The organism is Marinobacter sp. ES-1 (assembly GCF_000475255.1).
Taxonomy (GTDB): Bacteria; Pseudomonadota; Gammaproteobacteria; order Pseudomonadales; family Oleiphilaceae; genus Marinobacter; species Marinobacter vinifirmus.
The window spans coordinates 17,446-43,516 of sequence record NZ_AXBV01000038.1; the positions used below are offsets into that span (position 1 = coordinate 17,446).

The 26,071-nt window shown below is 60.5% G+C and carries 23 protein-coding genes; 5 read left to right on the forward strand and 18 right to left on the reverse strand.

All coding sequences use genetic code 11. The features are described 5' to 3' along the window. Nucleotides 1–66: 66 nt before the first annotated feature. The 4 genes from mazG to cysM all read right to left on the reverse strand — a co-directional run bounded on the left by mazG (nt 67) and on the right by cysM (nt 5,496). Nucleotides 67–912, reverse strand: a complete 846-nt coding sequence (gene mazG, locus Q668_RS06900; RefSeq protein ID WP_022988869.1) for a nucleoside triphosphate pyrophosphohydrolase — start codon at nt 910–912, stop codon at nt 67–69. Continuing rightward, complete coding sequence (gene relA, locus Q668_RS06905; protein WP_022988870.1) at nt 909–3,146, reverse strand: GTP diphosphokinase; 2,238 nt, start codon at nt 3,144–3,146, stop codon at nt 909–911. Before relA ends, mazG begins: the two co-directional genes overlap by 4 nt. A gap of 78 nt (nt 3,147–3,224) precedes the next feature. Further along, a complete protein-coding gene (rlmD, locus tag Q668_RS06910; protein WP_022988871.1) occupies nt 3,225–4,574 on the reverse strand; it encodes a 23S rRNA (uracil(1939)-C(5))-methyltransferase RlmD in 1,350 nt (449 codons plus the stop codon). Nucleotides 4,575–4,602: 28 nt separating this feature from the next. Continuing rightward, a complete protein-coding gene (cysM, locus tag Q668_RS06915) occupies nt 4,603–5,496 on the reverse strand; it encodes a cysteine synthase CysM (RefSeq protein ID WP_022988872.1) in 894 nt (297 codons plus the stop codon). A gap of 150 nt (nt 5,497–5,646) precedes the next feature. Between cysM and Q668_RS06920 the strand changes: the two genes are divergently transcribed. After that, a complete protein-coding gene (locus Q668_RS06920) occupies nt 5,647–8,523 on the forward strand; it encodes an ATP-binding protein (protein ID WP_022988873.1) in 2,877 nt (958 codons plus the stop codon). Here the strand turns inward: Q668_RS06920 and pdxJ are convergent. The 13 genes from pdxJ to rpoE form a co-directional block, all read right to left on the reverse strand. Beyond that, nucleotides 8,520–9,254, reverse strand: a complete 735-nt coding sequence (pdxJ, locus tag Q668_RS06925) for a pyridoxine 5'-phosphate synthase (protein WP_022988874.1) — start codon at nt 9,252–9,254, stop codon at nt 8,520–8,522. The genes Q668_RS06920 and pdxJ overlap by 4 nt on opposite strands. Continuing rightward, nucleotides 9,254–10,000, reverse strand: coding sequence for a DNA repair protein RecO (gene recO, locus Q668_RS06930; protein WP_022988875.1), 747 nt, complete (start codon nt 9,998–10,000; stop codon nt 9,254–9,256). Before recO ends, pdxJ begins: the two co-directional genes overlap by 1 nt. A 7-nt stretch (nt 10,001–10,007) precedes the next feature. Next, nucleotides 10,008–10,925 carry a GTPase Era gene (gene era, locus Q668_RS06935; protein ID WP_022988876.1) on the reverse strand — a complete coding sequence of 306 codons (918 nt, stop codon included), beginning with the start codon at nt 10,923–10,925 and terminating at the stop codon, nt 10,008–10,010. Then, nucleotides 10,925–11,614 carry a ribonuclease III gene (gene rnc / locus Q668_RS06940; RefSeq protein WP_036219388.1) on the reverse strand — a complete coding sequence of 230 codons (690 nt, stop codon included), beginning with the start codon at nt 11,612–11,614 and terminating at the stop codon, nt 10,925–10,927. The genes era and rnc overlap by 1 nt, the downstream gene beginning before the upstream one ends. Then, on the reverse strand, nt 11,611–11,997 hold the full coding sequence (locus tag Q668_RS06945) for a DUF4845 domain-containing protein (protein ID WP_022988878.1): 387 nt from the start codon (nt 11,995–11,997) through the stop codon (nt 11,611–11,613). The genes rnc and Q668_RS06945 overlap by 4 nt, the downstream gene beginning before the upstream one ends. 25 nt (nt 11,998–12,022) lie before the next feature. Next, entirely contained in the window at nt 12,023–12,802 is a 780-nt protein-coding gene (lepB, locus tag Q668_RS06950; protein WP_022988879.1) for a signal peptidase I, read from the reverse strand. Nucleotides 12,803–12,817: 15 nt separating this feature from the next. Next, nucleotides 12,818–14,620, reverse strand: coding sequence for a translation elongation factor 4 (gene lepA, locus Q668_RS06955; RefSeq protein WP_036219390.1), 1,803 nt, complete (start codon nt 14,618–14,620; stop codon nt 12,818–12,820). 104 nt (nt 14,621–14,724) lie between these two features. Continuing rightward, entirely contained in the window at nt 14,725–17,451 is a 2,727-nt protein-coding gene (locus Q668_RS06960; RefSeq protein WP_022988881.1) for an EAL domain-containing protein, read from the reverse strand. A 119-nt stretch (nt 17,452–17,570) separates the two neighbouring features. Next, the gene (locus Q668_RS06965; protein ID WP_264629981.1) at nt 17,571–18,974 is read right to left on the reverse strand and encodes a DegQ family serine endoprotease; all 1,404 of its coding nucleotides are present in this window, start codon (nt 18,972–18,974) and stop codon (nt 17,571–17,573) included. A gap of 156 nt (nt 18,975–19,130) precedes the next feature. Further along, nucleotides 19,131–19,580, reverse strand: coding sequence for a SoxR reducing system RseC family protein (locus Q668_RS06970; RefSeq protein ID WP_022988883.1), 450 nt, complete (start codon nt 19,578–19,580; stop codon nt 19,131–19,133). Next, on the reverse strand, nt 19,577–20,533 hold the full coding sequence (locus Q668_RS06975) for a MucB/RseB C-terminal domain-containing protein (RefSeq protein ID WP_052009686.1): 957 nt from the start codon (nt 20,531–20,533) through the stop codon (nt 19,577–19,579). The genes Q668_RS06970 and Q668_RS06975 overlap by 4 nt, the downstream gene beginning before the upstream one ends. Before the next feature lie 91 nt (nt 20,534–20,624). Further along, entirely contained in the window at nt 20,625–21,182 is a 558-nt protein-coding gene (locus tag Q668_RS06980; RefSeq protein WP_036219401.1) for a sigma-E factor negative regulatory protein, read from the reverse strand. A gap of 15 nt (nt 21,183–21,197) precedes the next feature. After that, complete coding sequence (rpoE, locus tag Q668_RS06985; RefSeq protein ID WP_036219391.1) at nt 21,198–21,887, reverse strand: RNA polymerase sigma factor RpoE; 690 nt, start codon at nt 21,885–21,887, stop codon at nt 21,198–21,200. A gap of 94 nt (nt 21,888–21,981) precedes the next feature. Between rpoE and nadB the strand changes: the two genes are divergently transcribed. Genes nadB through Q668_RS07005 form a run of 4 tightly spaced genes read left to right on the forward strand, consistent with a single transcriptional unit; the run spans nt 21,982 to nt 25,336 of the window. Continuing rightward, entirely contained in the window at nt 21,982–23,589 is a 1,608-nt protein-coding gene (gene nadB / locus Q668_RS06990) for an L-aspartate oxidase (protein WP_200861345.1), read from the forward strand. Nucleotides 23,590–23,625: 36 nt separating this feature from the next. Beyond that, nucleotides 23,626–23,898 (forward strand): succinate dehydrogenase assembly factor 2, encoded by a 273-nt coding sequence (locus Q668_RS06995; RefSeq protein ID WP_022988888.1) that lies wholly within the window; start codon nt 23,626–23,628, stop codon nt 23,896–23,898. Next, nucleotides 23,882–24,340: a hypothetical protein gene (locus Q668_RS07000; RefSeq protein ID WP_022988889.1), complete on the forward strand. Its 459-nt coding sequence runs from the start codon at nt 23,882–23,884 to the stop codon at nt 24,338–24,340. The genes Q668_RS06995 and Q668_RS07000 overlap by 17 nt, the downstream gene beginning before the upstream one ends. Before the next feature lie 30 nt (nt 24,341–24,370). After that, on the forward strand, nt 24,371–25,336 hold the full coding sequence (locus Q668_RS07005; RefSeq protein WP_022988890.1) for a YgfZ/GcvT domain-containing protein: 966 nt from the start codon (nt 24,371–24,373) through the stop codon (nt 25,334–25,336). Here Q668_RS07005 and ung read toward each other — a convergent pair whose 3' ends face one another. Next, complete coding sequence (ung, locus tag Q668_RS07010; protein ID WP_022988891.1) at nt 25,337–26,071, reverse strand: uracil-DNA glycosylase; 735 nt, start codon at nt 26,069–26,071, stop codon at nt 25,337–25,339.

A 26,071-nucleotide genomic window follows, 5' to 3' on the forward strand; every position in this document is an offset into this window, starting at 1 on the left:
TAGGGCGTAATCAGGAGAGACTTACGATACTAAGGATTGCCCGGGAAAGTCTATCAGGCCTTGGGGTTACCCTTTTTCCACGCCCTTGACCCGCTGCCAGATGGCATCCAGCGCCTCCAGGCTTTCTTCGTCCATGTCACGCCCCTCGGCGGCCAGGATCTCTTCAATGGCCCGGAAGCGCATTTCGAATTTGCGATTGGTGCGCTTGAGCGCCTGCTCCGGATTCACTTTCATGAACCGGGCCAGGTTCACGCACACAAACAGCAGGTCGCCCAGCTCGTCTTCCACCGCATCGCGCTCGCCGGTGCCGTCTTCGGCGGCCTGCCAGGCTTCCTTCAGTTCGTCGATTTCTTCGTGCAGCTTGTCGAACACCGGGCCGATATCCGGCCAGTCAAAGCCGTGGCGGGCCGCGCGGCGCTGCAACTTCTCGGCCCGGGCCATGGCCGGCAGTGTGCGGGCAATACCGTCCAGGCGGCTGACCGATGTATCGGCATCCGGCGCAGGTTTCTGCGCCCGCTCTTCCGCCTTGATGCGCTCCCAGCTTTCCTTGATCCAGGCTTCCGTGGGCCGGTTGTCCGGGTCTATCCGGCTTTCCAGGGTACCTTCCGGAAACACATGGGGGTGCCGGCGGATCAGTTTGCGCACCAGGTTGTCGACAATGCCATCGAAATCAAAGTGGCCCTCTTCCTGCCCCATCCGGGCGTAGAAGATCACCTGGAACAGCAGATCCCCCAGCTCGTCTTTCACATGGGGGTAATCACCCTGCTCGATGGCATCGGCCACCTCGTAGGCCTCTTCGATGGTATGGGGTACGATGCTGGCGAAGGTCTGCTTCGTATCCCACGGGCAACCGGTGTCCGGTTCCCGCAGGCGCGCCATCAGGGTTTTCAGGTCGTCGATGGAATAGCTCATCCGCGCTTTCGCCTTACGTCGATGATGTTCGGCAGGTTGCGGATCTGCGCCAGCAACCGCGCCAACTGTTCCAGGCTGGAGATTTCCACAGTCACCAGCATGGTGGCAGTGTTCTCGTCTTTATTGGTCTGGGTATGCAGCGACATGACATCACTCTTGGACGCCGACAGCACCTGGGTGATATCCCGCAGCAATCCAGACCGGTCGTAGGCCTCGATCTCGATATCCACCGGATACACCGCGGCCGGCTGGCCACCCCAGTTTACTTCGATGATCCGGTTGGGTTCGAATTCCTTCAGGTTCAGGAAAGTCATGCAGTCCTGACGGTGCACGGTAACGCCCCGGCCCACCGTAATGTAGCCACCAATCGGGTCACCCGGCAGCGGCTTGCAGCACTTGGCCACCTGGGTTTTCAGCTTGCCCACACCCAGAATCTGGATATCCGATTCGGTGTCGTAGGCTTTTTTGCGGTTGCCGGTGAGTTTGAGATCCAGCTGCTCGGTTCTGGGCTCCAGCATCTGCTGGGCCACGTTAGCCACATGGGTGGGGCGCAAATCACCGGCACCCACCGCCGCAAACATGTCTTCGGTGGAGTGATAGTTAACCTTTTTCGCCAGCTCCGACAGCTCGACATCGTAGATCGACAGGCGCCGGAATTCGTCTTCCAGGATTGCCCGGCCATCGGTGATGTTGCGGTCCCGGTCCTGTTGCTTGAACCAGTGGGTGACCTTGGCCCGGGCCCGGGAAGTCTGGATATAGCCCAGACTCGGGTTCAGCCAGTCCCGGCTGGGCGCCGGGTTGTTGGAGGTCAGGATAAACACCTGGTCGCCGGTTTTCAGCGGGTAGGTCAATGGCACAATCCGGCTGTTCACCCGGGCGCCCCGGCAGGCATGGCCGATTTCGGTATGCACGCGATAGGCGAAGTCCACCGGCGTGGCGCCCTGGGGCAGGTCCACCACATGGCCTTCCGGGGTAAACACATACACGCGGTCGGAGGCGACATCGGATTTCAGGTGGTCTGCCAGCCCGGACAAGTCACCCAGCTCTTCCTGCCACTCCAGTACCTGGCGCAGCCAGTTGATCTTGGCATCGTAGCCGGAGGACTTGTTGTTCTTGTCCGTACCCTTGTACAGCCAGTGGGCACAGACACCCAGTTCAGCTTCTTCATGCATGGCATGGGTACGGATCTGCACTTCCATCACCTTGCCCTCGGGGCCGATCACCGCCGTATGCAGGGACTGGTAACCGTTTTCCTTGGGGTTGGCGATGTAGTCATCAAACTCGTTGGGGATGTGCCGCCACAGGGTATGCACGATACCCAGTGCGGCGTAGCAATCCCGCACTTCCGGCACCAGTATCCGTACCGCCCGGACATCGTATACCTGGGAGAAATCAATGCCCTTGCGACGCATTTTGCGCCAGATGCTGTAGATGTGCTTGGCCCGGCCACTGAGGTCGCCCTTGATGCCGGAAGCCTTCAGCTCGGTCTGCAGGGTATCGATCACCCGACGGATATAGCCTTCCCGGTCGAGCCGCTTTTCATCCAGCAGCTTGGCGATTTTCTTGTAGGCGGAAGCATGCAGGTAGCGGAAAGACAGGTCTTCCAGTTCCCACTTGATATGGCCGATACCCAGCCGGTGGGCCAGCGGCGCGTAGATGTCGAACACCTCACGGGCCACCCGCATACGCTTTTCTTCCGGAGCGTCTTTCACCGCCCGGATGGCGCAGGTTCGCTCTGCCAACTTGATCAGGGCTACCCGCACGTCGTCGATCATGGTGACCAGCATCTTGCGCACATTGTCCAGCTGGCCTTCGCTCTGGCCCAGCACGTTGCCCTTGAGCGGATGGTGAACCGACGAGATCGCCGCCATCTGCTGGACACCGTTGATCAGCCCGGCAACTTCATCGCCGAATTCCTTTCGAATTTCTTCAAGGGCGACCCGCTCTTCCCGAACGGCCCGATAGAGTACGGCAGCCACCAGGCTGGCCTGGTCCAGGTGCAACTCCGCCAGCACCTGGGCCATTTCCAGCCCGGTACGGAAGCTGCTGGAGCCGGGCGTCCACAGGCGGTCCTCGCGGAACGCCTGCAGTGCAATCAGAGCCGCTTTCTCGCAGGCCAGTCGCAGCTGGTCCGGCTTATCCAGATGCGTCAGCTCGGCAATGTGCTGAACCCAACGGTCAATATCCACTTCACCGTCGCCGGTTACCCCGTACTCTTCCCTAACTTTAACCATAGCAATAACTTACCTGATAAGTTTCCGGCGTTGCCCGGGCTCGTCCGGAGCAGGGGCAAGGCCGGTTCCCCGAACCTGTCAGCGCGGGTCGCGCTCGAACAGGGCGATGGACTCAACATGGGTGGTGTGCGGGAACATATCCATCACACCGGCGCGCACCAGCCGGTAGCCGTTACGCACCAGGACACCGGCATCCCGGGCCAGGGTGGCCGGGTTGCAGGACACATAGACAATCCGGTTGGCGCCAAAGGCGGTCAGGTACTTGCAGATATCCTCGGCACCGGAGCGGGGCGGGTCGATCAGGATCTTGTCGAAACCTTCCTTCGCCCAGCCCTGGCCGGTGAAGTCGCCGTGCAGGTCAGCCCCGAAAAACTCCACATTATCCAGGCCGTTCAACCGTGCATTTTCCCGGCCACGAACCACCATGGCATCGTCGCCTTCCACACCCACAACCTGGCCACCCTTACGGGCCAGCGGCAGCGTAAAATTACCCAGGCCACAGAACAGGTCCAGCACCCGCTCGCCAGGCTGGATATCCAGCCACTCAACCGCCCGGTGCACCATGTCCCGGTTGATACCGGCATTCACCTGGGTGAAGTCCATGGGGTGGAACTGCATGGTCAGGTCGAATTCATCCATACGGTAGGCCAGGCGTTCGTCGTCCCGGCCCGCCGATTCCGGCCAGATCCGGTGCACGGTGTCCGGGCCCTTCGGCTGCAGGTAGATATGCAAGTCGTGGGCCTGGCCAAAGGCAATCAGCTTTTCCCGGTCTTCCGGCACCAGGTCGTCCATGTTACGGAACACCATGGCGGCAACGTCGTCACCACAGGCCACTTCCACCTGGGCGATGCGGTCAAACGCAACCATGCCGTGCAGTAGCTCCCGCAGCGGCGTGATGCGTTTGCCAATACGCGGGTCCAGCACCACACACTCGCTAATGTCGGTCAGGAAGCTGTTGCGCTTTTCCCGGAACCCCACCAGCACCGATTCCCGGGCCTTTACGTAACGCACCCCGAGCCGAGCCTTGCGGCGGTATCCCAGGGTATCCGGTGAACGCATGGGCTCAATCCACTGCTCCGGCTCTATGCCCCCGAAATGGGCAAAGTGCTCCCGCAGGGTGTCTTCCTTGAACCGGATCTGGGCATCGGCGCTCATATGTTGCAGGCTGCAGCCGCCGCACAGGTCGGCAAATTCGCAGGGGGGCTGCTGGCGGTCAGGGGCGGCTTCCAGCACTTCCAGGGTGCGCAGCTCGTCGAACTTGCTGCGGGTGCTGACCATCTTTGCCATCACCGTTTCCCCGGGCAGGGCGCCGTCCACAAACTGGACTTTGCCGTCGGTTCGGGCGATGCCACGGCCATCATGGCCGAGGGATTCAATTTCACAACGCACGGGTTCTTGCGGCAGAACCTTGCGGCGGCGCTTACTCATATTGGCTGGTCTCTTGAAGATTAACGATTCAGGCGCCCGGGAATACACCGGTAGACAGGTAACGGTCTCCGCGGTCACAGATAATGGCCACGATCACCGAGTTTTCAACCTGGCCAGACAGCTTGAGCGCAGCCGCAATGGCCCCGCCCGAAGACACACCACAGAAGATGCCTTCTTCACGGGCCAGGGCCCGCATGGTGTCTTCTGCTTCCTGCTGGCCGATGTCCAGCACCTGGTCTACCCGGGCGGCATCGTAGATTTTTGGCAGATAGGCTTCCGGCCAGCGCCGGATACCGGGAATGGAGGCGCCGTCTTCCGGCTGCAGCCCGATAATACGGACATCCGGGTTGCGCTCTTTCAGGTAACGGGACACGCCCATGATGGTGCCAGTGGTGCCCATGGAGCTGACAAAGTGAGTCACCTTGCCCTGGGTCTGTTCCCAGATTTCCGGGCCGGTGCTGCGATAGTGGGCAAGGGGGTTATCCGGGTTGCTGAACTGGTCCAGCACCTTGCCCTTGCCTTCGGCTTCCATACGGATTGCCAAATCCCTGGCGCCTTCCATGCCCTGGTCACGGGTAACATTCACCACTTCCGCACCATAGGCACGCATGGAGGCCCTGCGTTCTTCGCTCAGGTTATCGGGCATGATCAGCACCATCCGGTAGCCCTTGATGGCGGCGGCCATGGCCAGGGCGATACCGGTGTTGCCGGAGGTGGCTTCAATCAGGGTATCACCCGGCTGGATTTCACCCCGGCGCTCTGCTTCCTGGATCATGCTGATGGCGGGCCGGTCTTTTACCGAACCGGCCGGGTTATTACCCTCCAGCTTGGCCAGGATGACATTGGAGGTATTGCCCGGTATCCGCTGCAAACGAACCAGTGGCGTGTGGCCGACATAATCTTCAATGGTGGGGAAAATCATACGCAAACCCTGTGATACACTTTCGGCTTTGAATCATACGCGGGATGGCGGCCACAGTCATTCCGATCCGGATCATCTATGCTGACAGGGAAGTACCCGGTATTGGCTGCCAACACAGCACCGGGCTCGTAAGACTGACGGGAACACAGTATGCGGCGTTGGGGCATTCGAAAAAAAGTTCTGGTGGTGACCCTCGTTCCCACCCTTCTGACCACCCTGTTGCTGGGCCTGTTCTTTACCTACAGCTGGGTGAAGAACATCGAAAACCTGCTGAACGACCGGGGCGAATCCCTGTCCCGCCAGCTGTCTGCCGGTGCCGAGTATGGCCTGTTTACCGCCAACCGCAGCCTTCTGAGCAGCCTGTCCACGGCACTGCTGGAAGAGCAGGATGTCCGCTCCATCACCTTCTTCGACCGGGACGGCCAACGCCTGCTGCACAGCGGCCCCGGCAGCACCGAAACCATCCCGGCCTCGGCCCTGGGCTCGGAAAGACCGGTCAAGCTGAGCTCAGACAGCAGCACCCGCTTCGTCACCCCGGTGTACCTGCAAGACCTGATGATCGAAACCATGCTCGACCCGGACGCCCGGGAATCCGCCACCGGGCTGGCCGAGCCCCTCGGTTGGGTGGCCGTAGAGATGTCCCATATCCGCACCGAAAAAGAAACCTACCAGGCGCTGCTGATCTCCCTGATGCTGGTGGTTGGCGGCGTGCTGCTGAGCCTGCTGGTTTCCCTGCGCCTGAGCCGGGCCTTTACCGACCCTGTATTCCAGCTGAATGAAGCGGTGGCCAAGCTCAAGGAAGGCAAGCTGGATACCCGGGTATACACCCGGGCCGGGCCGGAGTTTGAACAGCTGGAATCCGGCCTGAACGAGATGGCATCGGAACTGAGCCAGGCCCAGGCAGAAATGCAGCAGAACATCGACCAGGCCACCGGAGACCTTCGGGAAACCCTGGAGACCATCGAGATCCAGAACATCGAACTGGACTTTGCCCGCAAAGAGGCCCTGGAAGCCAGCCGGATAAAATCGGAATTCCTGGCCAACATGTCCCACGAAATCCGCACGCCGCTGAACGGCATTATCGGCTTCACCGAATTACTGCTGAAAAGCCCCCTGCCACGCCAACAGCGGGACCACCTGAACACCATCCGCAAGTCGTCGGAAATCCTGCTGACCATCATCAACGACATCCTGGACTTCTCGAAGATCGAAGCCGGCAAACTGATCCTGGACCGCGTGCCCTTCCAGCTGCGGGATATCGTGGAAGAAGTGATGGTGATGCTGGCACCGGCGGCCCACGCCAAGAACCTGGACCTGGTTCCGCTGGTCTATAACGACGTGCCGGACAACATCATGGGCGACCCGCTCCGGGTCAAGCAGGTGATCACCAACCTGGTCAACAACGCCATCAAGTTCACCCAGACCGGCGAAGTCGTACTGCGCGCCAGCCTGGAAGACGAGGACAAGGAGGCCAACCGGGTCACCCTGCGCCTGAGCGTAACCGACTCCGGGGTGGGGCTGTCCCGGGCCCAGCAGCAATCCCTGTTCAACGCCTTCAGCCAGGCTGATGCTTCCACCGCCCGGCAGTATGGCGGTACCGGGCTTGGGCTGGCGATTTCCAAGCGCCTGGTCGAAGAAATGGGCGGCGAAATCGGCCTGGAGAGCGAACTGGGCCGGGGCTCGACTTTCTGGTTCACGCTGACACCGGAACTGTCCGTCACCGGCGAGGGCTCCTTCTCCAGGGAGGCTCTGAAAGGCGAGCGGATTATCTATCTGGAGCACCAGAAAACCACCGGGCTTGCGGTGGAACACCTGCTGCGGGAATGGGGCGTGGCGGTTGACCGGGTGGCCTCGCCCGGCGCCCTGATGGAACAGGTAGAAGAAGCCCAGCGCCGCCAGGAAGGCTATGCCGTTGTCCTGCTCGGCATTACCCGGCACCTGCTAAACTCCAGCCAGTATTGCAGCCTGGTGCGCAGCCTGGAGGTGGAGCGGGACTGCCGCACCCTGCTGCTGACGCCCACCCTGGAGACCCACGACCTGCCGCTGTCCGGGCTGGCCAGCGGTCACCTGACCAAGCCGGTGTGCCGTGATCCCCTGTATGACGAATTACTGCTGCTGATTCACGGAATCCATACCGGCAGGGGCACCCTGCCCCAGCCCGTGCCCGGCACAAGAACCTCCGGCGCCGGCCGGGTGCCGCGCATCCTGGCGGTGGATGATAACGAGGCTAACCTGAAGCTGGTAATGACCCTGCTGAAAGATTGCCGCCTGGATGCCGAGAGCGCCTCCAGCGGCTTCGAAGCCCTGACCAAGGCCCGGCAGAAGCCCTTTGACCTGGTGTTCATGGACCTGCAAATGCCTGGCATGGACGGGGTGGAAACCACTGCCCGTATCCGCGCCCTGGATTCCGGCTCCCATCAAACGCCGATCATTGCCCTGACCGCCCATGCCCTGGCCGACGAACAGGAAAAACTGGCCAAGCAGGGTTTTGACGGCTACATGCCCAAGCCCATCAGCAGCGCCCAGCTGATTGAACTGGTACGGGAATTTACGGGCTACGAGTGCTCCGGCAGCCAGCCCAGGTTCAAGATTTCCGAGGTGCGGGATACCCGGCGCGGTCTGCGGCCGTCTAACCGCCGGACGCACCAGGATTGCGTAAGTATTGACGAGAGTATTCAGCTGGCCGCCGGCAAGGCTGACCTGGCGGAGGAGCTGTTCAGCATGCTGCTGGAACAGCTGCATACCGACAGCAAGGCCATCCCTGAGCTATGGGAAAAGCAGCAACTGGATGTTCTGCTGGAGTGTGTACACAAGCTCCACGGCGCCACCCGCTATTGTGGCGTTCCGGAGTTGCGCACAGCCACCAACCGGTTTGAAACCGCCCTGAAGTGCCAGGCCCAGGACCTGGAAATCCAGAAAGACCAGCTGCTGGCCGCGATGGCCCGGTTGCAGGACTGGAGCGAGCAGACCGACTGGCAGCAACTGTTCCGGGAACAGCACCAGCCGGCCACAAGCCCGCAAGCCTAGCGGCGTACGCTATCCAGAATCGCCCGCATATCACGCACGGCCTCTTTCAGGCCGGTAAACACTGCGCGGGCAATAATGGCATGGCCGATATTCAGTTCATTGATGCCCTGAATAGCCGCCACCCGCTCGGTGTTATGGTAATGCAGGCCATGGCCGGCGTTGACAATCAGCCCCTTCTTGCGGGCATAGGCCACGGCATCCGCCAGAATCCGGAAAGAGGCATCCGCCTGCTCCGGGGTTTCTGCCTCGGCATATTCGCCGGTGTGCAGTTCCACCACCGGCGCACCACAGCGCACCGCAGCGTCAATCTGGACCGGGTCCGGATCAATAAACAGTGACACTTCTGCGCCGATTTTCGCCAGCCGTTCACAGGCCCGGGCCACCCGGTCTTCCTGGCCATCCACATCCAGCCCGCCTTCGGTGGTCAGCTCTTCCCGCTTTTCCGGTACCAGGCACACACACTCCGGCCGCACCTGTTCGGCAAAGGCCAGCATGGCATCGGTCACCGCCATTTCCAGGTTCATCTTGGTCTGCAGCACTTCTTTGAGCAGCAATACGTCCCGGTCCTGGATATGCCGGCGGTCTTCCCGGGGGTGAATGGTGATGCCGTCTGCGCCGGCTTCCTCTGCCACCAGTGCGGCCTGCACCGGGTCCGGATAACGGGTACCCCGGGCCTGGCGAAGGGTGGCCACGTGGTCGATGTTCACTCCGAGCAACACTCTGGGGTTCATTACGTTCTCCCTGAAGACGAAACCGTCTGGCTGAAAAGATTGCGGCTGTGCAGGGGCTTACCCTGCAGAAGGTAGTCTACCAGTACACGCATCACCCGCTTGGCGGTTTTGCGGCTGGCTTCACTGGTGTAGTCACCGGCAGCGAGGGCTATCAGCACATCCCCGGGCAACTGGTTCAGGCGGGCATCACGGCTGGCCGCCGACACAATGCCCTGGGCCGGGTCGTATCCGTATACCTGGCCGGCGCTGACCGGCAAGCCGGTATCGGTGGCCTGGTCCCAGGCAAAGTCATAGCCCAGCGCGGAACAGAACTCCCGCTCGAAGCGACGCAGCAAGGGCTCCAGTTCACCCCGGCCGGCCAGGCCGGTCAAGGCTTGCAGGGTATCGATATAGCTGGCGAACAGGGTGGGATAAGGATCGGCAACCGGCAAGACCCGTTGCAGCAACTCGTTGATGTAAAGGCCACTGTAGAGCGACAGGGTCTGCCTGAGCAACGGTGCAGAGCGCACTTCCAGCTGCACCAGGGTTTTCAGGTCACTGCGGCCGGTCCAGTCGACCAGCAAGGGCTGAAACGGCTGCAGCTGGGCCTTGAGGGGGCTTTTTGCACTGTTGGCACCCCGGGCAACCAGGCTCATGCGGCCATGGTTGAGGGTAAACAGGTCCACCAGCAGGGCGGTTTCCCGCCAGGGCCGGCGGTGGATCACATACGCCGGCTCTTGCTGCACAGCTCCCTTCGAGGCCACCATGGCGGCCTCAGAAGTCGCTCATGCCCAGACTTTTCAGGGCCCGGTCGCTGTCTGCCCAGCCCCGCTTAACCTTGACCCACAGCCGCAACATCACCTTGCAGCCGAACATCTTCTCCATATCCATGCGGGCATCCTGGCCAATCTGGCGCAGGCGCTCGCCCTTATCACCGATGATGATCTTCCTCTGGCCTTCACGCTCGACCAGGATCAGGGCCGAAATATGCAGGGTTTTGCCCTGATGCTTGAACTCTTCAATTTCGACCGCCACGGAATACGGCAATTCCGCACCCAGTTGCCGGGTGATTTTCTCACGCACCATTTCCGAAGCCATGAACCGCTCGCTGCGATCCGTAATCTGGTCATCCGGGTAGAAATGCACACTCTCCGGCAGATACCGGCCCACCGCTTCTTCCAGTGGTTTCAGGTTGGTCTCTTTCAGGGCCGACAGCGGAATAATCTCGGCGAATTCCCGCTTCTTCGACAGCGTTTCCAGATGTGGCAGCAGCAAATCCCGCTTCTCGATCTTGTCGACCTTGTTAACCGCAAGGATGACCGGGCACTTCAGGCGCTTCAGCTTTTCCAGCACCATCTCGTCGGCGCTGGTCCAGGCGAGCTGGTCCACCACAAACACCACAACGTCTACATCGATCAGGGCCGATGTCGCAGCCTTGTTCATGTAGCGGTTCAGGGCCCGGGGCTCTTCTTCGTGCATGCCCGGGGTGTCTACATAGATGGCCTGCACCGGACCCACGGTCTTGATGCCCAGCACCTGGTGGCGCGTGGTCTGGGGTTTGCGGGAGGTAATACTCAGCTTCTGGCCGAGAATATGGTTCAGCAACGTGGACTTGCCCACGTTGGGGCGCCCCACGATGGCTACGAAGCCACAACGGCTGTCCGGATTCTCCGGGCGGGTAATATCATTCATCAGTCGTTCTCCACGCCCAGTTGTTTCAGGGCACTGCGGGCGGCCTGCTGTTCAGCAATACGGCGACTGCTGCCGGTGCCGGAGGTTTTCCGATCCAGTGACGGCAGGGCGCAGGACACATGGAAGGTCTGGTTGTGGGCTTCGCCGTCCACGGAAATCACTTCATACCGGGGTAACGGGAACTGCCGGGACTGCAGGTATTCCTGCAACCGGGTTTTCGGATCTTTCTGGGTATCCTGGATATCCAGTTTCGCCAGCCGCTCCTTGAACCAGCGCAGCACCTGCTCGCGGCAGGTGTGAAAATCACTGTCCAGGTAAATGGCCCCGATGATGGATTCCACGGCATCCGCCAGGATGGATTCCCGGCGATAACCACCGCTTTTGAGTTCACCGGAACCCAGGCGAAGATACTGGCCCAGCTGGAACTCCCGGCCGATTTCCGCCAGGGTCACGCCTTTGACCATGCGTGCCCGGAGGCGACTCAGCTGGCCTTCCCGGGCTTTTTCGAAGTGGAGGAACAGATGTTCGGCGATCACCATATTCACGATGGAATCGCCCAGAAACTCCAGCCGCTCATTGTTCTGGTTGCCGTAGCTTCGGTGGGTCAGCGCCAGCAGCAACCTTTCAGGTTCCCTGAACTGGTAGCCGATCCGGCGCTGTAACTGATCAAGATCTGGTTGTGAACTCACTTGCCCTCTAACTCATACTCGTGCTGGAAATGAACAATGCTGTCCACATTCCCGATGATATTGTTGCGAACCTCATAGTCCACCTTGATCACCACAAACTCACCGTTCTTTTCCACAGTGATGTTCTTGGCATCGAAGCCCCGGACGTTATTGACGCTCAAGCGTTTGTTGATCAGTGTGCGTACCTGTGCCGGCCCCATCTGCCCGAGGCCTTCGGTACCTTCCAGGCTTTCCAGTGCTTCCTGGATGGTAATGTCATCAATGTAGGCCGGCCCGATCTTGATCGCCAGGGTGAGCAGCGCACCGAAGAACAGCGCGATGATCATCATGGCCAGTGCGCCACCTTGCTGCTTTTTCAGGCCTGCAGGAGTTTTGTTATTCATTCTTTTCTGTCTCCGGAACAATGGATTACTCAACAGAGCCTACTCGATCAAAAGATGGCAGACTTGTCAGCGATTGCCAGTGCATCCAGATTGCAAAGGCCTTGCCCACCACCAGGTCGTCCGGCACGGTACCCCAGAATCGGCTGTCGTTACTGTTGTCGCGATTGTCGCCCATAACAAAGTAATGCCCTTCCGGCACCACCCATTCGCCCTCACCGGTACCGCTGACACGGCCCATGGTCAGGTACACGTCATGCTCTACCGGCCCCAGCTGCTCGCGCCAGCGCTCCATCGGTGGCAGACGCGCCACAAAGTCCCGGGCCACCGGCTCGTTGTTGATGAACAGCTGCTTGTTACGGTAGCGGATATGGTCACCCGGAAGGCCGATCACCCGCTTGATGTAGTTGGTGGAACCGTCTTCCGGGTAACGAAACACCATCACATCGCCCCGCTCCGGATCGCCGATTTCAACAACCTTGGTACCGGCGACCGGCAGGCGCAGGCCGTAGGCATACTTGTTAACCAGGATAAAGTCGCCCACTTCCAGGGTGGGCAACATGGAACCCGAAGGAATCTGGAACGGCTCGATCAGGAACGACCGCAACACCAGGACCACGGCCAGCACCGGGAAGAACGACCGGCTGAGGTCCACCAGCCAGGGTTCGGCTGGTGCTTCCTCGGCGGGGGCATCCTCTGCCCCGGCAGCCGCCAGGCGCCGCTTTTTCAGAACCAGTTTGTCGGCAAGCCAGATCACACCGGTTACCAATGTCAGAACTACCAGTACCAGTGGAAAATCAATGTCCATCCGGGCGCCTTAGTTTTAGTTATCGACTTTCAACACGGCAAGAAACGCTTCCTGAGGCACCTCGACATTGCCCAGCTGCTTCATACGTTTTTTACCTTCCTTCTGCTTCTGAAGCAGTTTCTTCTTACGGCTGACGTCACCACCGTAACACTTGGCCGTTACGTTCTTGCGCAGGGCCTTGACCGTAACCCGTGATACCACCTGGGTTCCGATGGCCGCCTGTATCGCGATATCGAACATCTGCCGGGGGATCAGCTCTTTCATCTTTTCGACAAGCTGCCGGCCCTTGCGGTGGGCCAGGTCTTTGTGAACGATCAGGGCCAGGGCATCTACCCGCTCGCCGTTGATCAGCACATCCAGCCGCACCAGGTTGGCCGTCTGGAAACGCACAAAGTGGTAATCCAGTGAGGCAAAGCCCCGGCTCGCTGACTTGATGCGATCGAAGAAATCCATCACCACTTCCGCCATGGGCAACTCATAGCTGACCTGCACCTGGGTGGACATAAAGTGCATGTTCTTCTGAACGCCGCGCTTTTCCTCGCACAGGGCAATCACGTTACCCAGGTGTTCCTGGGGCACCAGAATATTGGCCTCTACGATCGGCTCGCGCATTTCCTCGATGGAGCCAATATCCGGCAGCCGGGACGGGTTGTCCACCGACAGGGTCTCACCCTGCTTGGTGACCACTTCGTAGATAACCGTGGGCGCGGTGGTAATGAGGTCAATGTCATACTCCCGCTCCAGTCGCTCCTGGATAATCTCCATGTGCAACATGCCCAGGAAGCCACAGCGGAAGCCGAAGCCCAGGGCATCGGAGTTTTCCGGCTCGAAAAACAGCGAAGCATCGTTCAGGGTCAGCTTTTCCAGGGCATCCCGGAAATCGTCGTAATCATCGGCGCTGACCGGGAACAAACCGGCGTACACCTGCGGCTTCACTTTCTGGAAGCCCGGCAGCATCGGGGTTTCTTCAGCAAACTTCTGGTGCACGATGGTGTCGCCCACCGGTGCCCCGTGAATGTCCTTGATGCCCGCCACCACGAAGCCCACATCGCCGGCTTCCAGGACATTGGTATCGGTAGGCTTCGGATTGAAAATACCGACCTTGTCCGCGTTCCACGCTTTCTTGGTGGACTTGATGACAATCTTGTCGCCCTTGCGCAGCACCCCTTCGGTGACCCGCACCAGTGACACGACACCCAGGTAGTTATCAAACCAGGAGTCGATGATCAGCGCCTGCAGCGGTGCACTGCGATCCCCTTTGGGGGGCGGAATCTTCTTGATCAGGTCTTCCAGCACATCCTCGACACCCAGGCCGCTCTTGGCGCTGCAGCGCACGGCGTCAGTGGCGTCGATTCCGATAATGTCCTCGATTTCTGCGGCTACCCGGTCGGGCTCGGCCTGCGGCAGGTCCATCTTGTTCAGGACCGGAACAACTTCCAGCCCCTGCTCGATGGCGGTGTAACAGTTGGCCACAGACTGGGCCTCGACACCCTGCCCGGCATCCACCACCAGCAGCGCGCCTTCGCACGCATACAATGAGCGGGATACCTCGTAGGAAAAATCCACGTGGCCAGGGGTGTCGATAAAATTCAGCTTGTAGGTTTCACCATCTTTGGCGGTGTAGTTGAGCGTTACGCTCTGGGCCTTGATGGTGATGCCCCGTTCCCGTTCGAGGTCCATGGAGTCCAGGACCTGTTCGGCCATTTCACGGTCCGTCAGGCCACCGCAAATCTGGATAAAGCGGTCCGCCAGCGTGGATTTACCGTGGTCGATGTGGGCAATAATGGAAAAGTTACGGATTCGGCTCAGTTCAGTCACAGACAATGATTACTCATATAAGACGTAGGATTGAGCCCGGAGGGGCCGCTACCGGGATCCGGGAACGGCGTGATTTTACCGGTTACCGGCCGTCATTGCCATGATCAGGAAATCAGCGGCTTCTCGTACTGGCGAATCAGGAACCCGATCAGGGCATCTTCGTCCAGCGGATAGCTGAACAGGTTACCCTGCCCCTGGGCACAACCGGCGGATTTCAGGAAGTTAAGCTGCTGCATGGTTTCCACCCCTTCCGCCACAACGGTCAGGTGCAGCTGGTGCGCCAGGGCGATAACGGCCGAGGCTACGTCGGTAGCGCTGACATTGTAGGGAATGTCCCGGATAAACCGGTGATCAATCTTGATCACGTTCAGCGGTAACTGCTGCAGGGCAGCCAGAGAGCAGGAACCGGTGCCGAAGTCGTCCAGGATCAGGCACACACCAAGATCACTCAACGACACCAGCAACTCCCGCACCAGTCTCGGGTCTTCATTGAGCAGCTCGGCGGGCATTTCCAGCTCCAGCCGGTCCGGTGATACCCCGGTTTCAGTAATCACCCGGCGCATCAGATCCGGGAAACCGGAATCTGTGAGCTGCCGTACCGAGAGGTTCACCGCCATTTTCAGGGATTCAAAGCCCGCCCGCTCCAGCGCCTGTACCTGGATGCAGGCCTGGCGCAGGGCGAGCTCACCGAGGCGGATGATCAGGCCGGTTTCCTCTGCCAGGCTGATAAACTGCTGCGCCGATACCAATCCCTTTTCCGGATGATGCCAACGCAGGAAGGCCTCTACCCCGATTACCCGCTGGCTGGCCAGGTCCAGTTTCGGCTGGTAATGCAGTACAAACCGGTCGCCTTCCAGGGCGGTTGCCAGCTCTTCCTGCTGCAACAGCCGCCTGGCCGCCTTGATATTCATCGCCGGGGTAAAGAACTGATAGGTGTTGCGGCCGACCTCCTTGGCCCGGTACATGGCGAGGTCTGCGTATTTCATCAGGGTGCCGGCATCTTCGCTGTCGTCGGGAATCATGGTGATCCCGATACTGACAGTTACCCCTACCTCGTGCTCGTTCAGGCGGATACGCTGGCAAAGCCGGCGCAGAATCGACTCGGCGACCCGCCCTGCAGCGTCGGAATCGCTGATACGCGAAAGCAGTACCACAAATTCGTCACCACCGAGCCGCGCCACCGAATCTTCTTCCCGGACACAGCCCTGCAGCCATTGAGCCACCTGGCACAGCAGTTCATCACCGGCGTCATGGCCGAGGGTGTCGTTGATTCGCTTGAACCCGTCCAGGTCCAGGAACATCAGGGCAGCCGGCTCGCCACTGCGCCGGCACCGGCGCACCACGTGGTCCAGCCGGTCCCGGAACAGCTGCCGGTTTGCCAGCCCGGTCAGCGGGTCGTAGAAGGCCAGGCGATGCAATTCCGACTGGGCCGCCTTCAGCTGGGTAAGGTCCCTCAGGCTGAGCACAACGCCATTCACCCCGGGAACCGTCAGCATGGCGGTGTAGGTGCCTTCCATATCGCGCCAGCGGCTTTGGGCATCCCGTATTCTGGCCCGCACCACCGGCATCTGCTTGCCCGGCTCTGCCATCGCATCCTTGAAGCCGCGCTTCAGGGCCGACCAGTCGTCCGCATGCACCAGCTGGTCAAACTCCAGCTGATCAACGGCGTCCGGATCAAAGCCCAGAATATCCTTGCTGGAGGGGCTGGCGTACAGGGCATGGCCCTCTTCATCCAGGACCAGCGTTACGTTGGCAGCCCCCTCGGTAATGGCCCGGTAACGGCCGGCGCTGGCCTGGGCAATCATCCGCGAACGGATCAGGGCGAGGGCAAACAGCCAGAGCAACAGGCTGATAGCCAAGCCGGAGCCCAGCACAATCGGCGGGCGCGCGTCAGAGGCCAGGTAATCAAAGGCTGGAGTGGAGCGGGTTTGGAGCAACCAGTCCCGGCCACCGAGCGACACGGTCTGGCTCATTTCAAAACTGAAATCGTTTTCCAGGGAACCGAGGTTGGAGCCGTACATCAGGGTGTCGCGGGACACTACGCCGTTATCGTAGATGCGAACGTCCAGGAACGGGGAGATCAGCCCGACAATGCCGTCAAACAGACTGTTCATACGAAAGGCACTGAACACATAGCCCGCCAGCATCATGCGTCGCTCGGCCCGGATTTCCGGCACCTCACCGCCCTGAAAAACCGGGTAATACATGAGAAAGCCGGCCTGGTCTTCATCAACCGATTCCTGCACCAGCACCACCTTGCCGGTAACCATAGGCACTGCGGCATCCCGAGCCCGCTCCATGGCACTCCGGTGCACCGGGTCGCTGAACGCATCGTACCCCAGTGCCCGCCGGTTCCTGTCGGTACCCGGCTCCAGATACACCATGGGGTAATAGTAGGGCCCCTTGCCCAGCGGCCGGACCAGGTAATCGTATATCCCCTGGGCCCGCACCGAAGAGATGTGATCCGCCATCTGTCGCACGCCAATGCGCTCGACAAACCCGATACCCTCAATGCCCGGGTAGTAGCGGTTGATGTCCACTTTATTGACGTACTCGCTCCACTGCTCTCGGGTAACGCGGCCACTGACAGCGAACAGCCCGGCGCTGCCGGCCAGCACCTGCTCGTAATTGAGCAAACGCTCTTCAATGGCAGTTCTCAGCTGAAGGGACTGGGTACGGAAGCGGGCCTCGGTGCGATCTTCCACCAGGCGGATGGACAATTGCCAGAGCAGAATGGTGGCAATGACTGAAACCAGGAACACGCCCCAGGCAACCCAGGCGTTCCGGAATTTCAGCAACTTACGGAGGGGGAGTTCCTTTTTTGTCATCATTTCCGGCGATCCGTGCCATAGCCATCGTTATTATCGGTCGAAAAAGTATAGCAAAAGCCCCTGAGCGTGTCGTGAACTACGTCAGGGGCTTTGTGAGCTGTCGAACGCGGGCGTTCAGGTCAGGGCTTCATCACCAGATAGATAGCCCGGCCCTGGCGCACGATGCGTACCGAAACGGCCCGGTTATCCGGCAGGCCCGCGACCACCTTGCGGAACTCGTCAACCGAACGCACCTGCTTGCGGTTGATTTCGGTGATGATATCCCGGGGGCGAATTCCGGCCTCGTAGGCTGCGCCCTGACCAACTCCGGACACCAGCACCCCACCGTCGACGCCTGCTGCCCGGGCCATTTCATCATTCAGCGACTCGACCGCCAGCCCCAGGGGGTTGGCGCCGCTGTTCTCGTTGCTGCCCACTTCCGGGCTGGCTGCGGTTTCACCGTCCTCCGGCAAGCGACCGATCTCGACATCCAGGTCCATCTCCCGGCCTTCACGCAACACGGTCAACCGGGCCGACTCGCCCACCGCAGTGCGACCCACCATGGGCGGCAGGTCTGAGGAACGCTGGACAGCTTCGCCATTGAACTCGAGGACAATATCGCCGGACTGCAGGCCACCGCTTTCAGCCGGAGAGCCTTCCATCACTTCAGCGATCAGGGCACCACGGGGGCGCTTCAGACCAAAACTCTCGGCCAGGTCCCGGTTTACTTCCTGGATCAACACACCCAGCCAGCCCCGGGCCACACTGCCTTCGTCACGGATCTGGCGGAATACGCTCATGGCATCATCAATGGGAATGGCAAACGACACCCCCATGAAGCCACCGGAGCGGGTGTAAATCTGGGAGTTGATGCCGACAACCTCACCATCCAGGTTGAACAGCGGCCCGCCGGAGTTGCCGGGGTTGATGGCCACATCGGTCTGGATAAACGGCACATAGTTTTCCGATGGCAGGGAGCGGCCAAGCGCGCTGACAATGCCCGCAGTTACCGTGTAGTCGAACCCGAACGGCGATCCGATGGCAAACACCCACTCACCGACCTTGAGATCCTGAGAACGACCAACACTGACCACCGGCAGGTCATCACCGTTATCGATTTTCAGCACTGCCATGTCAGAGCGTGGATCTGTGCCTACGATAACCGCCTTGAACTCCCGGCGATCATTCAGGCGCACGATCACTTCGTCTGCACCCTCCACCACGTGGTTGTTGGTCAACACGTAGCCATCTTTGGAAACAATGAAGCCGGAGCCCATGGAACGGCTGGGCTGCGGGGAATGGGGAGACCCGCCAAACGGCGACTGGGGGCCACGGAAGAAATCCTGCAGGAACGGGGGCAGCTGCTCGAACTGGCGTTCGTCGAAGGGCATACCCTGGAAGCGGGAGCCGCTGCTTTGCGGATCCGTTGTGGTGCTTATGTTGACCACGGCACTGGAATTTTCCTCCACCAGCTCGGTGAAGTCCGGCAAGCCGCGGGCCGCCAGGCCCTGACTCCAGAATACCGACACCAGTGCTGACAACATCAGCAGTGCGCCCAGCACCGGCCAGGGCTTCAGGACCGGGGACAACCGGGCAGCTTTTGTGTTTGTTCTCGACATCTACAACCCCCTGTTATGACTGTGATACAGCGTTAATTCTGGGGTCAGGCCTCTGATTTTCAACTTAAAAAACGGTAGGATTCAGAGACAGTTCACCGTTGCGATACGGTTGACCCTCACAAGGCGCGGTTCGAACCGGTCACCGGAGCCGGACTGCCAGTGTCTGACTGCGATAAAGCCCGCAGCCAGGCCCGCCAGCGCGCCGGTAATCGCGACAAGGTCCGTCGCCCCCAGCCACCGATAGGCCCCGATACTGCCCAGCACCATCAGCACAAGGGGCAGCCCGTATACCGCCAGCGAAGCGGTCAGCACCGATTGCTCATCCACTCCGATCACCACTTCATCGCCCACCCGGGCATCCACGGTGTTGGCCACCAGTATCCGGTTCGCACGCCCACCAGACACCGACGCCAGTGCCCGCTGGCCGCAACCGGAGCGCGCCGAACAACTCTGGCAGGCGCTGGTGCGGATAGTCTGCACCCAGGCCCGGTCGCCCTTGAGGGCAACCACTTTGCCGGTTTCAGTGATCATCGTTCAGACACCAGGCCAAGGGCGCCGTCAATTTTCACACCATCGGCCACCTTTCGTGCCGTGGCTGGCGGGATCTCTCCCACCACCGCGATCAGGAACGCGCGTTCATTTACCGCCACCTCACGCATATATACGGTGGTAGCACCGATTCTGGACGCCCCGGCGGGCATTTTCAGCCGGCCCATGGGTTCAACAAATACCGAAAACGCCGCCAGGCCATCAGAGAAAGCAACTGCCTTGCCCTTGCCGGAACGAGGCGCTGCTGCGGGTTCAAAACCCTCGGGGCGCCAGTTCAGGGTCCAGCCGTTCATGCGCGCTATCATCGATTGCCGGGGTTGGCCGGCGTCGTCGAGCGTACGGGTAATTTCCCGGCCCCGGGTCTGCACTTCGAACTCTTCGTCGGGAATATCGCCGGTTATCTCCAGGTTGGTGAACTGGAAATGCTCCAGCACCTCACCGTCAGCGTTGCGCACATGGCTTTTCACCAGCAGGGCCGTTTCTTTCTCCAGCCACAGCCGGTGGCTGTAACGATCGCTGTCTCGGGCGGTCAGGGCCACGGTAACCACATCGTATCCCGCTACCCGGTCTTCACCGATCAGTTCCGGCTGATACCATTGCCCGAAGGGCATCAACTGGCTGGTAAAGGCCTCGGCAAAGGGGCCGGAGGGAATGACTTCTTCCAAGCTGATCCGGCCACGATCCGGCAACACGCAGACTACATTCATGCCTTTGCGGACAATCTCTCCGCTGCCACCGTCCTGCATCACCAGGCGTTCTTCCACCCGACCGTTCCGGTAGCGGTGGGCGATGCGCATGGAGTGAACCCGGTCGCCCCGGGCATAAACAAACACACCGCGATAAGACGTCATATTCAGGGCCGGGCCCATGCGCTCCAGCCAGGCCATGGCCGGGTCCGGCTCAACAGGCGACTCGTCGGCCTTTACCGGCTGCATGGCAAAAAACCATACCAGCACTGTCACCAGCGCAGTACCCACCAACCTGACATTCATGCCAACCGGAACCATCATTGAAACTGCCCCACACTCAATAACCGCCGCTGGCACTGACCAGGCGGGCATAGCCTACCGAACCGCGCCCGGCGCCCACGCTGTTGTGCTGCGCATGCTCAAGCAGATACTGGCGCATCTGCTGCAGTTGTTCTTCATCCAGGCGTTGCAGGGCCACCTCTTCCACTGCCGATGGTAAGGCAACCGGTGCAACCGCACCCTGCCCCGCGATGGCCGCAGGAACGTCACCCGGTCGGGAATCCCAGCCGGCCCCGGCACCAAAGCCGACCACCAGCGCCATCACTACCATGGCAGCGACCGGCATGTGCCAGCGCCGGCGCGACGACCGGGCAACCTCACTGGCAGCTACCTCGCGGCGGCTCCTGCCATCAAGCTGCTCACGCACAGCAGAGGCGATATCCAGGCCTTCCGTCGGGCCGTGGTTTTCGTGCATCAGATCCCGGACCTGCTGCCAGCGCTGCCATTGATCCCGGACTTCGTCCTGGTTGGCATGGGACAACAAGCGCCGAACCGACAGTTCATCCGCTTCGTCGTCCATCATCGCTGACAGGGTCTCTCTGAGACGATCATCCATCAGGTGCAACCTCGTTTATATCTCTGAATGATTCAGCAGCGGCGCCAACTGGCGATCCACTGCATCCCGCGCCCTGAATATCCGGGAACGAACGGTTCCTATCGGACACTCCAGAATCCGGGCAATGTCTTCGTAGCTCAGGCCGTCATACTCTCTGAGCAGAAACGCAGACCGAAGTTCCTCCGGCAAACCGGCGATGGCTTCGGTCAGGGCTTTCTGTAATTGCTCCCGCTGCAGCAGCCGCTCTGGCGAGGCGACGTCGCGCAGGCGACTGCCATCATCAAAGTTTTCGGCTTCGGCAGCATCGGCCGAGCCCTGAGGTCTGCGCCCCCGGGCTTCAAGGTAATTTTTGGCAGTGTTAACAGCGATCCGGTACAACCAGGTATAGAACGCACTGTCGCCCCTGAAACGGTCAATCGCCCGGTAGGCTTTGACAAAGGTTTCCTGGGCCAGATCCATGACTTCCTGGCTGTCGTAGACATAGCGGCTGATAATAGAGGCCACCCGCGACTGGTATTTCACCACCAGCAGGTCGAAGGCCGCTCGGTCGCCATTACGGACCTTGCGCACCAATTGCAGGTCCGTCTGGCTGTCGGACTGCTCACCGGGATTCCAGTCTTTATCAGGTGTCATGGACGAAACAGCAGTGTGTCCCCTGTTGCTGGCCACTGGCTTTCTGGCCTTGGCAAGATTTGCTTGAGTCATTGGGCATTTTCCTGCGTTCGTTCAGGCCAAATAGACAGCAAGCGCAAAGTTTAGTTCAATACACGTCCACATTATGGCCCGCGACATCGACTCAATGCCACAGTCCTACGAATACGACGTTCTCATTATCGGCAGCGGCGCTGCCGGCCTGACCGTAGCGCTCAACCTGCCGGAACACCTCAGGGTGTGCGTGGTCAGCAAGGCTGACATCAGTTCAGGCGCCACACTCTGGGCCCAGGGCGGCATTGCGGCGGTGCTCGACGATACCGACTCGGTGGAAAACCACATACAGGACACCCTTAACGCCGGCGGTGGCCTGTGCCACGAAGACGCCGTGCGCTTTACCGTGGAGCACAGCAAGGAAAGCATCGAGTGGCTGATTGAATCCGGTGTTGAGTTCACCCGCCAGGACGATGGCGCCGACTACCACCTGACCCGTGAAGGCGGGCACAGCCACCGGCGCATCATCCATGCCGCCGATGCCACCGGCCACGCGGTATCCACCACCCTGGCCAGCCAGGCCGCGGCGCGCCCGAATATCGACCTGAAATCCGGCCGGGTGGCGGTAGACCTGATCACCAACCGTAAACTGGCCTTACCGGGCAACCGCTGCGTGGGCGCCTACATCCTGAACCTGGAAGACAACCACGTGGAACTGTTCCGGGCCCGGTTTACCGTGATTGCCACCGGCGGCTCTTCCAAGGCTTACCGGTACACCACCAATCCGGACGGTGCTTCCGGCGATGGTATTGCCATGGCCTGGCGGGCCGGCTGCCGGGTCGCCAACATGGAATTCAACCAGTTCCACCCTACGTGCCTGTACCACCCGCACGCCAAGTCATTCCTGATTACCGAAGCCGTTCGCGGTGAAGGTGGTGTCCTGAAGCTGCCAGACGGCAGCCGGTTTATGGACCGTTTCGACAAACGCGCCGAGCTGGCGCCCCGGGACATCGTCGCCCGGGCCATCGACCATGAAATGAAGCGCCTGGGTGCAGACCACCTGTACCTGGACATCAGCCACAAACCGGCAGACTTCATCAAGCACCACTTCCCGACCATTTACGAGAAGTGCCTGGGCTTTGGCATCGACATCACCAAGGAGCCTATTCCGGTGGTGCCTGCGGCCCACTATACCTGTGGTGGCATTGTCAGCAACGAACGCGCCCGCACAGACATCAACCAGCTGTATGTGGTCGGTGAAGCCGCCTTCACCGGCCTGCACGGCGCCAACCGTATGGCCAGCAACTCCCTGCTGGAATGCCTGGTGTACGGCCGCGCCGCCGCTGCCGATATCACCCGCCGGGAATCGGATATTCCGGCACCGCCCGCAGCACCGGACTGGGATGAAAGCCAGGTACGGGATTCCGATGAAGACGTTGTGATCTCCCACAACTGGGACGAGCTTCGCCACTTCATGTGGGACTACGTGGGCATTGTACGCACCACCAAGCGATTGCAGCGGGCCAAGCACCGGGTCGACCTGCTGTCCCGGGAAATCGGCGAGTTCTACAGCAATTACCGGGTAACCAATGACCTGATCGAGCTGCGTAACCTGGTTACCGTAGCAGACCTGATCATCTGCTCGGCCCTGCAACGCAAGGAAAGCCGGGGCTTGCACTACACACTGGACTACCCGGGCCTGCTGAACGATCCGCAAGACACGGTCCTGGTACCCACCACCTATCGCACACTGTCTCCCTGACCGGGAGATTCCATTCTGTTTTCAAGGCAATCGACTATGTCTGACACCAACGCATCCAACGACCATACCGACTTTCACCGCCTGTGGTGGCACAGCCGCCGGGGCATGCTCGAGCTGGATGTACTGCTGCTGCCGTTTCTGGAAGAAGCCTACCGGGACCTCGATCAGGAAGACCAGGAGCGCTACCGCAAGCTGCTGAGCTGCGAAGACACCGACATGTTCGAGTGGTTCATGCAGCGCAGCAAGCCGCAGGACCCGGATCTGCAGCGGATCGTGGAGATCATCCTGAACCGTGTCCAGCCGGATTGAACTGAGACTTTCCCCTTCGCGGGCGGCCGGCATACTGGCTGCCCTGCCCTGGCTGGTACTGATGGTGTTCAGCCTCGTCGCAGCCCCTGCCAACAGTCTTTGGCTGCTGTTGCTGCTGGCGCCTGCAGGGATCATGGCTATTCGCCAGTTCCGACGTTGCGGGCTGTTACAGGGCCGTGGCGCCATTGTTGCGCTGCAATCTGACGCCGACACCCTCACCTGCCAGCTGGCAAGCGGGGAAACCCGCACTGTAAGAATCTGCGGTTCGAGCAGCCTCGGCGCCTCCTTCCTGGCCTTGAAACTTCGCCCTGCAGACACCACATCCAGGACTATGTTTGTACTGGTTCTCGGTGCCAGCTCCCTGTTTGGTGCCAACGCCCCGGAGACCGATTTTCGCCGGTTACGGATGTGGCTGAGAGCCGGCCGGCCAACAACGGCTTAACGAATTTTCCACCCCATTGCGGAGAGCTTTATGAACAACCGCCCCACCACCGCCAACCAACATGGCTACGCGGTGCTTGAGCACAGGGTCATGGTCCGCATCAGCGGCCCGGGCACCGACAAGTTTGTTCAGGGCCAGTTTTCCCAGCACGTGGACGACGTTACCCCCCAACAATCACGCCGGGCCGCAGCCAGCACGCCAAAAGGCCGCGCCTACTGCCTGACCCGCCTGGTGCGGGACCAGCAGGACCTGCTGATGGACCTGGACCGGGAACTGTCAGACGCCACCCTGGGCCAGCTGAAGAAATACCTGATGCTGTTCCGCGGTACCCGCATGGATGTCGTAGAGCAGGCCCGGATTATCGGCCTGCTGGGCCAGGAGGCCGCCGTAACGGTTGCCGGAGACAACGCCGCCAAACTGGCCAGCCCGGGCGATGTAGTGGCCACAGAGAACGGCTACCTGATCCGCATTGAGGACAGCGCCGGGGCTTTACCCCGATACGAATGGTGGCTACCGGAAGGTGGTGCCGAATTACCCGAAGGGCTTCCCGAGCTGACCATAAACGACTGGAACGCCGCCAGCATTGCCGCCGGCGTACCCTGGCTGACACCGGCTACCGCAGAGGCTTACGTACCGCAAATGCTGAACCTTCAGCACCTGCAGGGCGTGCATTTCAAGAAAGGCTGCTATACCGGGCAGGAAGTGATCGCCCGCATGCACTTCCTCGGTCAGCTGAAAAAAAGTCTGTACAGGCTAGCTTTTACCGGCTGCACCCAGGCGCCTGAAGCTGGCAGCAACCTGCTGGCAGGCGACAAAAAAGCCGGGGATGTGGTCAATGCGGTGATGAGCTCAGACAACGGGGGCGAGCTGCTGGCCGTTCTGCGCCATGATGCGGACAAGTCGTCGCTAAGCCTGGAAGGTAACGACTCGTGCCAATTCGAAGTGCTCGACCTGCCCTACCCGGTACCGGAGCGGGAAGCTGATCCGGCAAGCTGATTATTGCTTGCCGTAACGCTGTAGCAATTCCGCCTTCGGTGGCAGGCTCCAGTCGATCGCAGGCCGGTTCCGGCTGAGCAACCAGTCATTGGCCCGGGAGAAGTGACTGCAGCCGAAGAAGCCCCGGTAGGCACTCAGGGGCGACGGATGCGGCCCTTCCAGCTCCAGGTGACGGTTGCGATCGATATGCCGGCCTTTCTTGCGGGCGTAGCTGCCCCAGAGCAGAAACACCACATCGTCGCGCTCGCGATTGATGGTTTCGATCACCTTATCGGTAAAGGTTTCCCAGCCCTTACCCTGATGGGCGCCAGCATTGCCCTGCTCCACGGTCAGCACCGCATTCAGCAAAAGCACACCCTGCCCGGCCCAGGTTTGCAGGCAGCCGTGATCGGGCCGGGGATGGCCAAGATCCGTTTCAATTTCCTTGAAGATATTCACCAGGGACGGTGGCGGAGGCACATCCGGCCGGACCGAAAAACACAGGCCATGGGCCTGGCCGGGGCCGTGGTATGGATCCTGCCCCAGAATCACCACACTCACCATATCCAGTGGCGTGCTGTTCAGGGCGTTGAAACACAGGTGTCTTGGAGGAAACAGCACCTTTCCGGCCTGTTCCTCGGCGGCCAGGAACTCGGCCAGTTGCCGCATGTAAGGCTGACGGAACTCGTCCGCCAGCCACTCATCCCAGCCGCGACCGGGCTTCAGTTGCTGAGCCAGCGCCTCGGCAAGGTGCAT

Coding starts and splice junctions, on each gene's coding strand:
- mazG (WP_022988869.1), bottom strand. CDS start 912: ATGAGCTATTCCATCGACGACCTGAAAACCCTGATGGCGCGCCTGCGG.
- relA (WP_022988870.1), bottom strand. CDS start 3,146: ATGGTTAAAGTTAGGGAAGAGTACGGGGTAACCGGCGACGGTGAAGTG.
- rlmD (WP_022988871.1), bottom strand. CDS start 4,574: ATGAGTAAGCGCCGCCGCAAGGTTCTGCCGCAAGAACCCGTGCGTTGT.
- cysM (WP_022988872.1), bottom strand. CDS start 5,496: ATGATTTTCCCCACCATTGAAGATTATGTCGGCCACACGCCACTGGTT.
- Q668_RS06920 (WP_022988873.1), top strand. CDS start 5,647: ATGCGGCGTTGGGGCATTCGAAAAAAAGTTCTGGTGGTGACCCTCGTT.
- pdxJ (WP_022988874.1), bottom strand. CDS start 9,254: ATGAACCCCAGAGTGTTGCTCGGAGTGAACATCGACCACGTGGCCACC.
- recO (WP_022988875.1), bottom strand. CDS start 10,000: ATGGTGGCCTCGAAGGGAGCTGTGCAGCAAGAGCCGGCGTATGTGATC.
- era (WP_022988876.1), bottom strand. CDS start 10,925: ATGAATGATATTACCCGCCCGGAGAATCCGGACAGCCGTTGTGGCTTC.
- Q668_RS06945 (WP_022988878.1), bottom strand. CDS start 11,997: ATGAATAACAAAACTCCTGCAGGCCTGAAAAAGCAGCAAGGTGGCGCA.
- lepB (WP_022988879.1), bottom strand. CDS start 12,802: ATGGACATTGATTTTCCACTGGTACTGGTAGTTCTGACATTGGTAACC.
- Q668_RS06960 (WP_022988881.1), bottom strand. CDS start 17,451: ATGATGACAAAAAAGGAACTCCCCCTCCGTAAGTTGCTGAAATTCCGG.
- Q668_RS06965 (WP_264629981.1), bottom strand. CDS start 18,974: ATGTTGTCAGCACTGGTGTCGGTATTCTGGAGTCAGGGCCTGGCGGCC.
- Q668_RS06970 (WP_022988883.1), bottom strand. CDS start 19,580: ATGATCACTGAAACCGGCAAAGTGGTTGCCCTCAAGGGCGACCGGGCC.
- Q668_RS06975 (WP_052009686.1), bottom strand. CDS start 20,533: ATGCAGCCGGTAAAGGCCGACGAGTCGCCTGTTGAGCCGGACCCGGCC.
- Q668_RS06980 (WP_036219401.1), bottom strand. CDS start 21,182: ATGGATGATCGTCTCAGAGAGACCCTGTCAGCGATGATGGACGACGAA.
- rpoE (WP_036219391.1), bottom strand. CDS start 21,887: ATGACTCAAGCAAATCTTGCCAAGGCCAGAAAGCCAGTGGCCAGCAAC.
- nadB (WP_200861345.1), top strand. CDS start 21,982: ATGCCACAGTCCTACGAATACGACGTTCTCATTATCGGCAGCGGCGCT.
- Q668_RS06995 (WP_022988888.1), top strand. CDS start 23,626: ATGTCTGACACCAACGCATCCAACGACCATACCGACTTTCACCGCCTG.
- Q668_RS07005 (WP_022988890.1), top strand. CDS start 24,371: ATGAACAACCGCCCCACCACCGCCAACCAACATGGCTACGCGGTGCTT.
- ung (WP_022988891.1), bottom strand. CDS start 26,071: ATGCACCTTGCCGAGGCGCTGGCTCAGCAACTGAAGCCCGGTCGCGGC.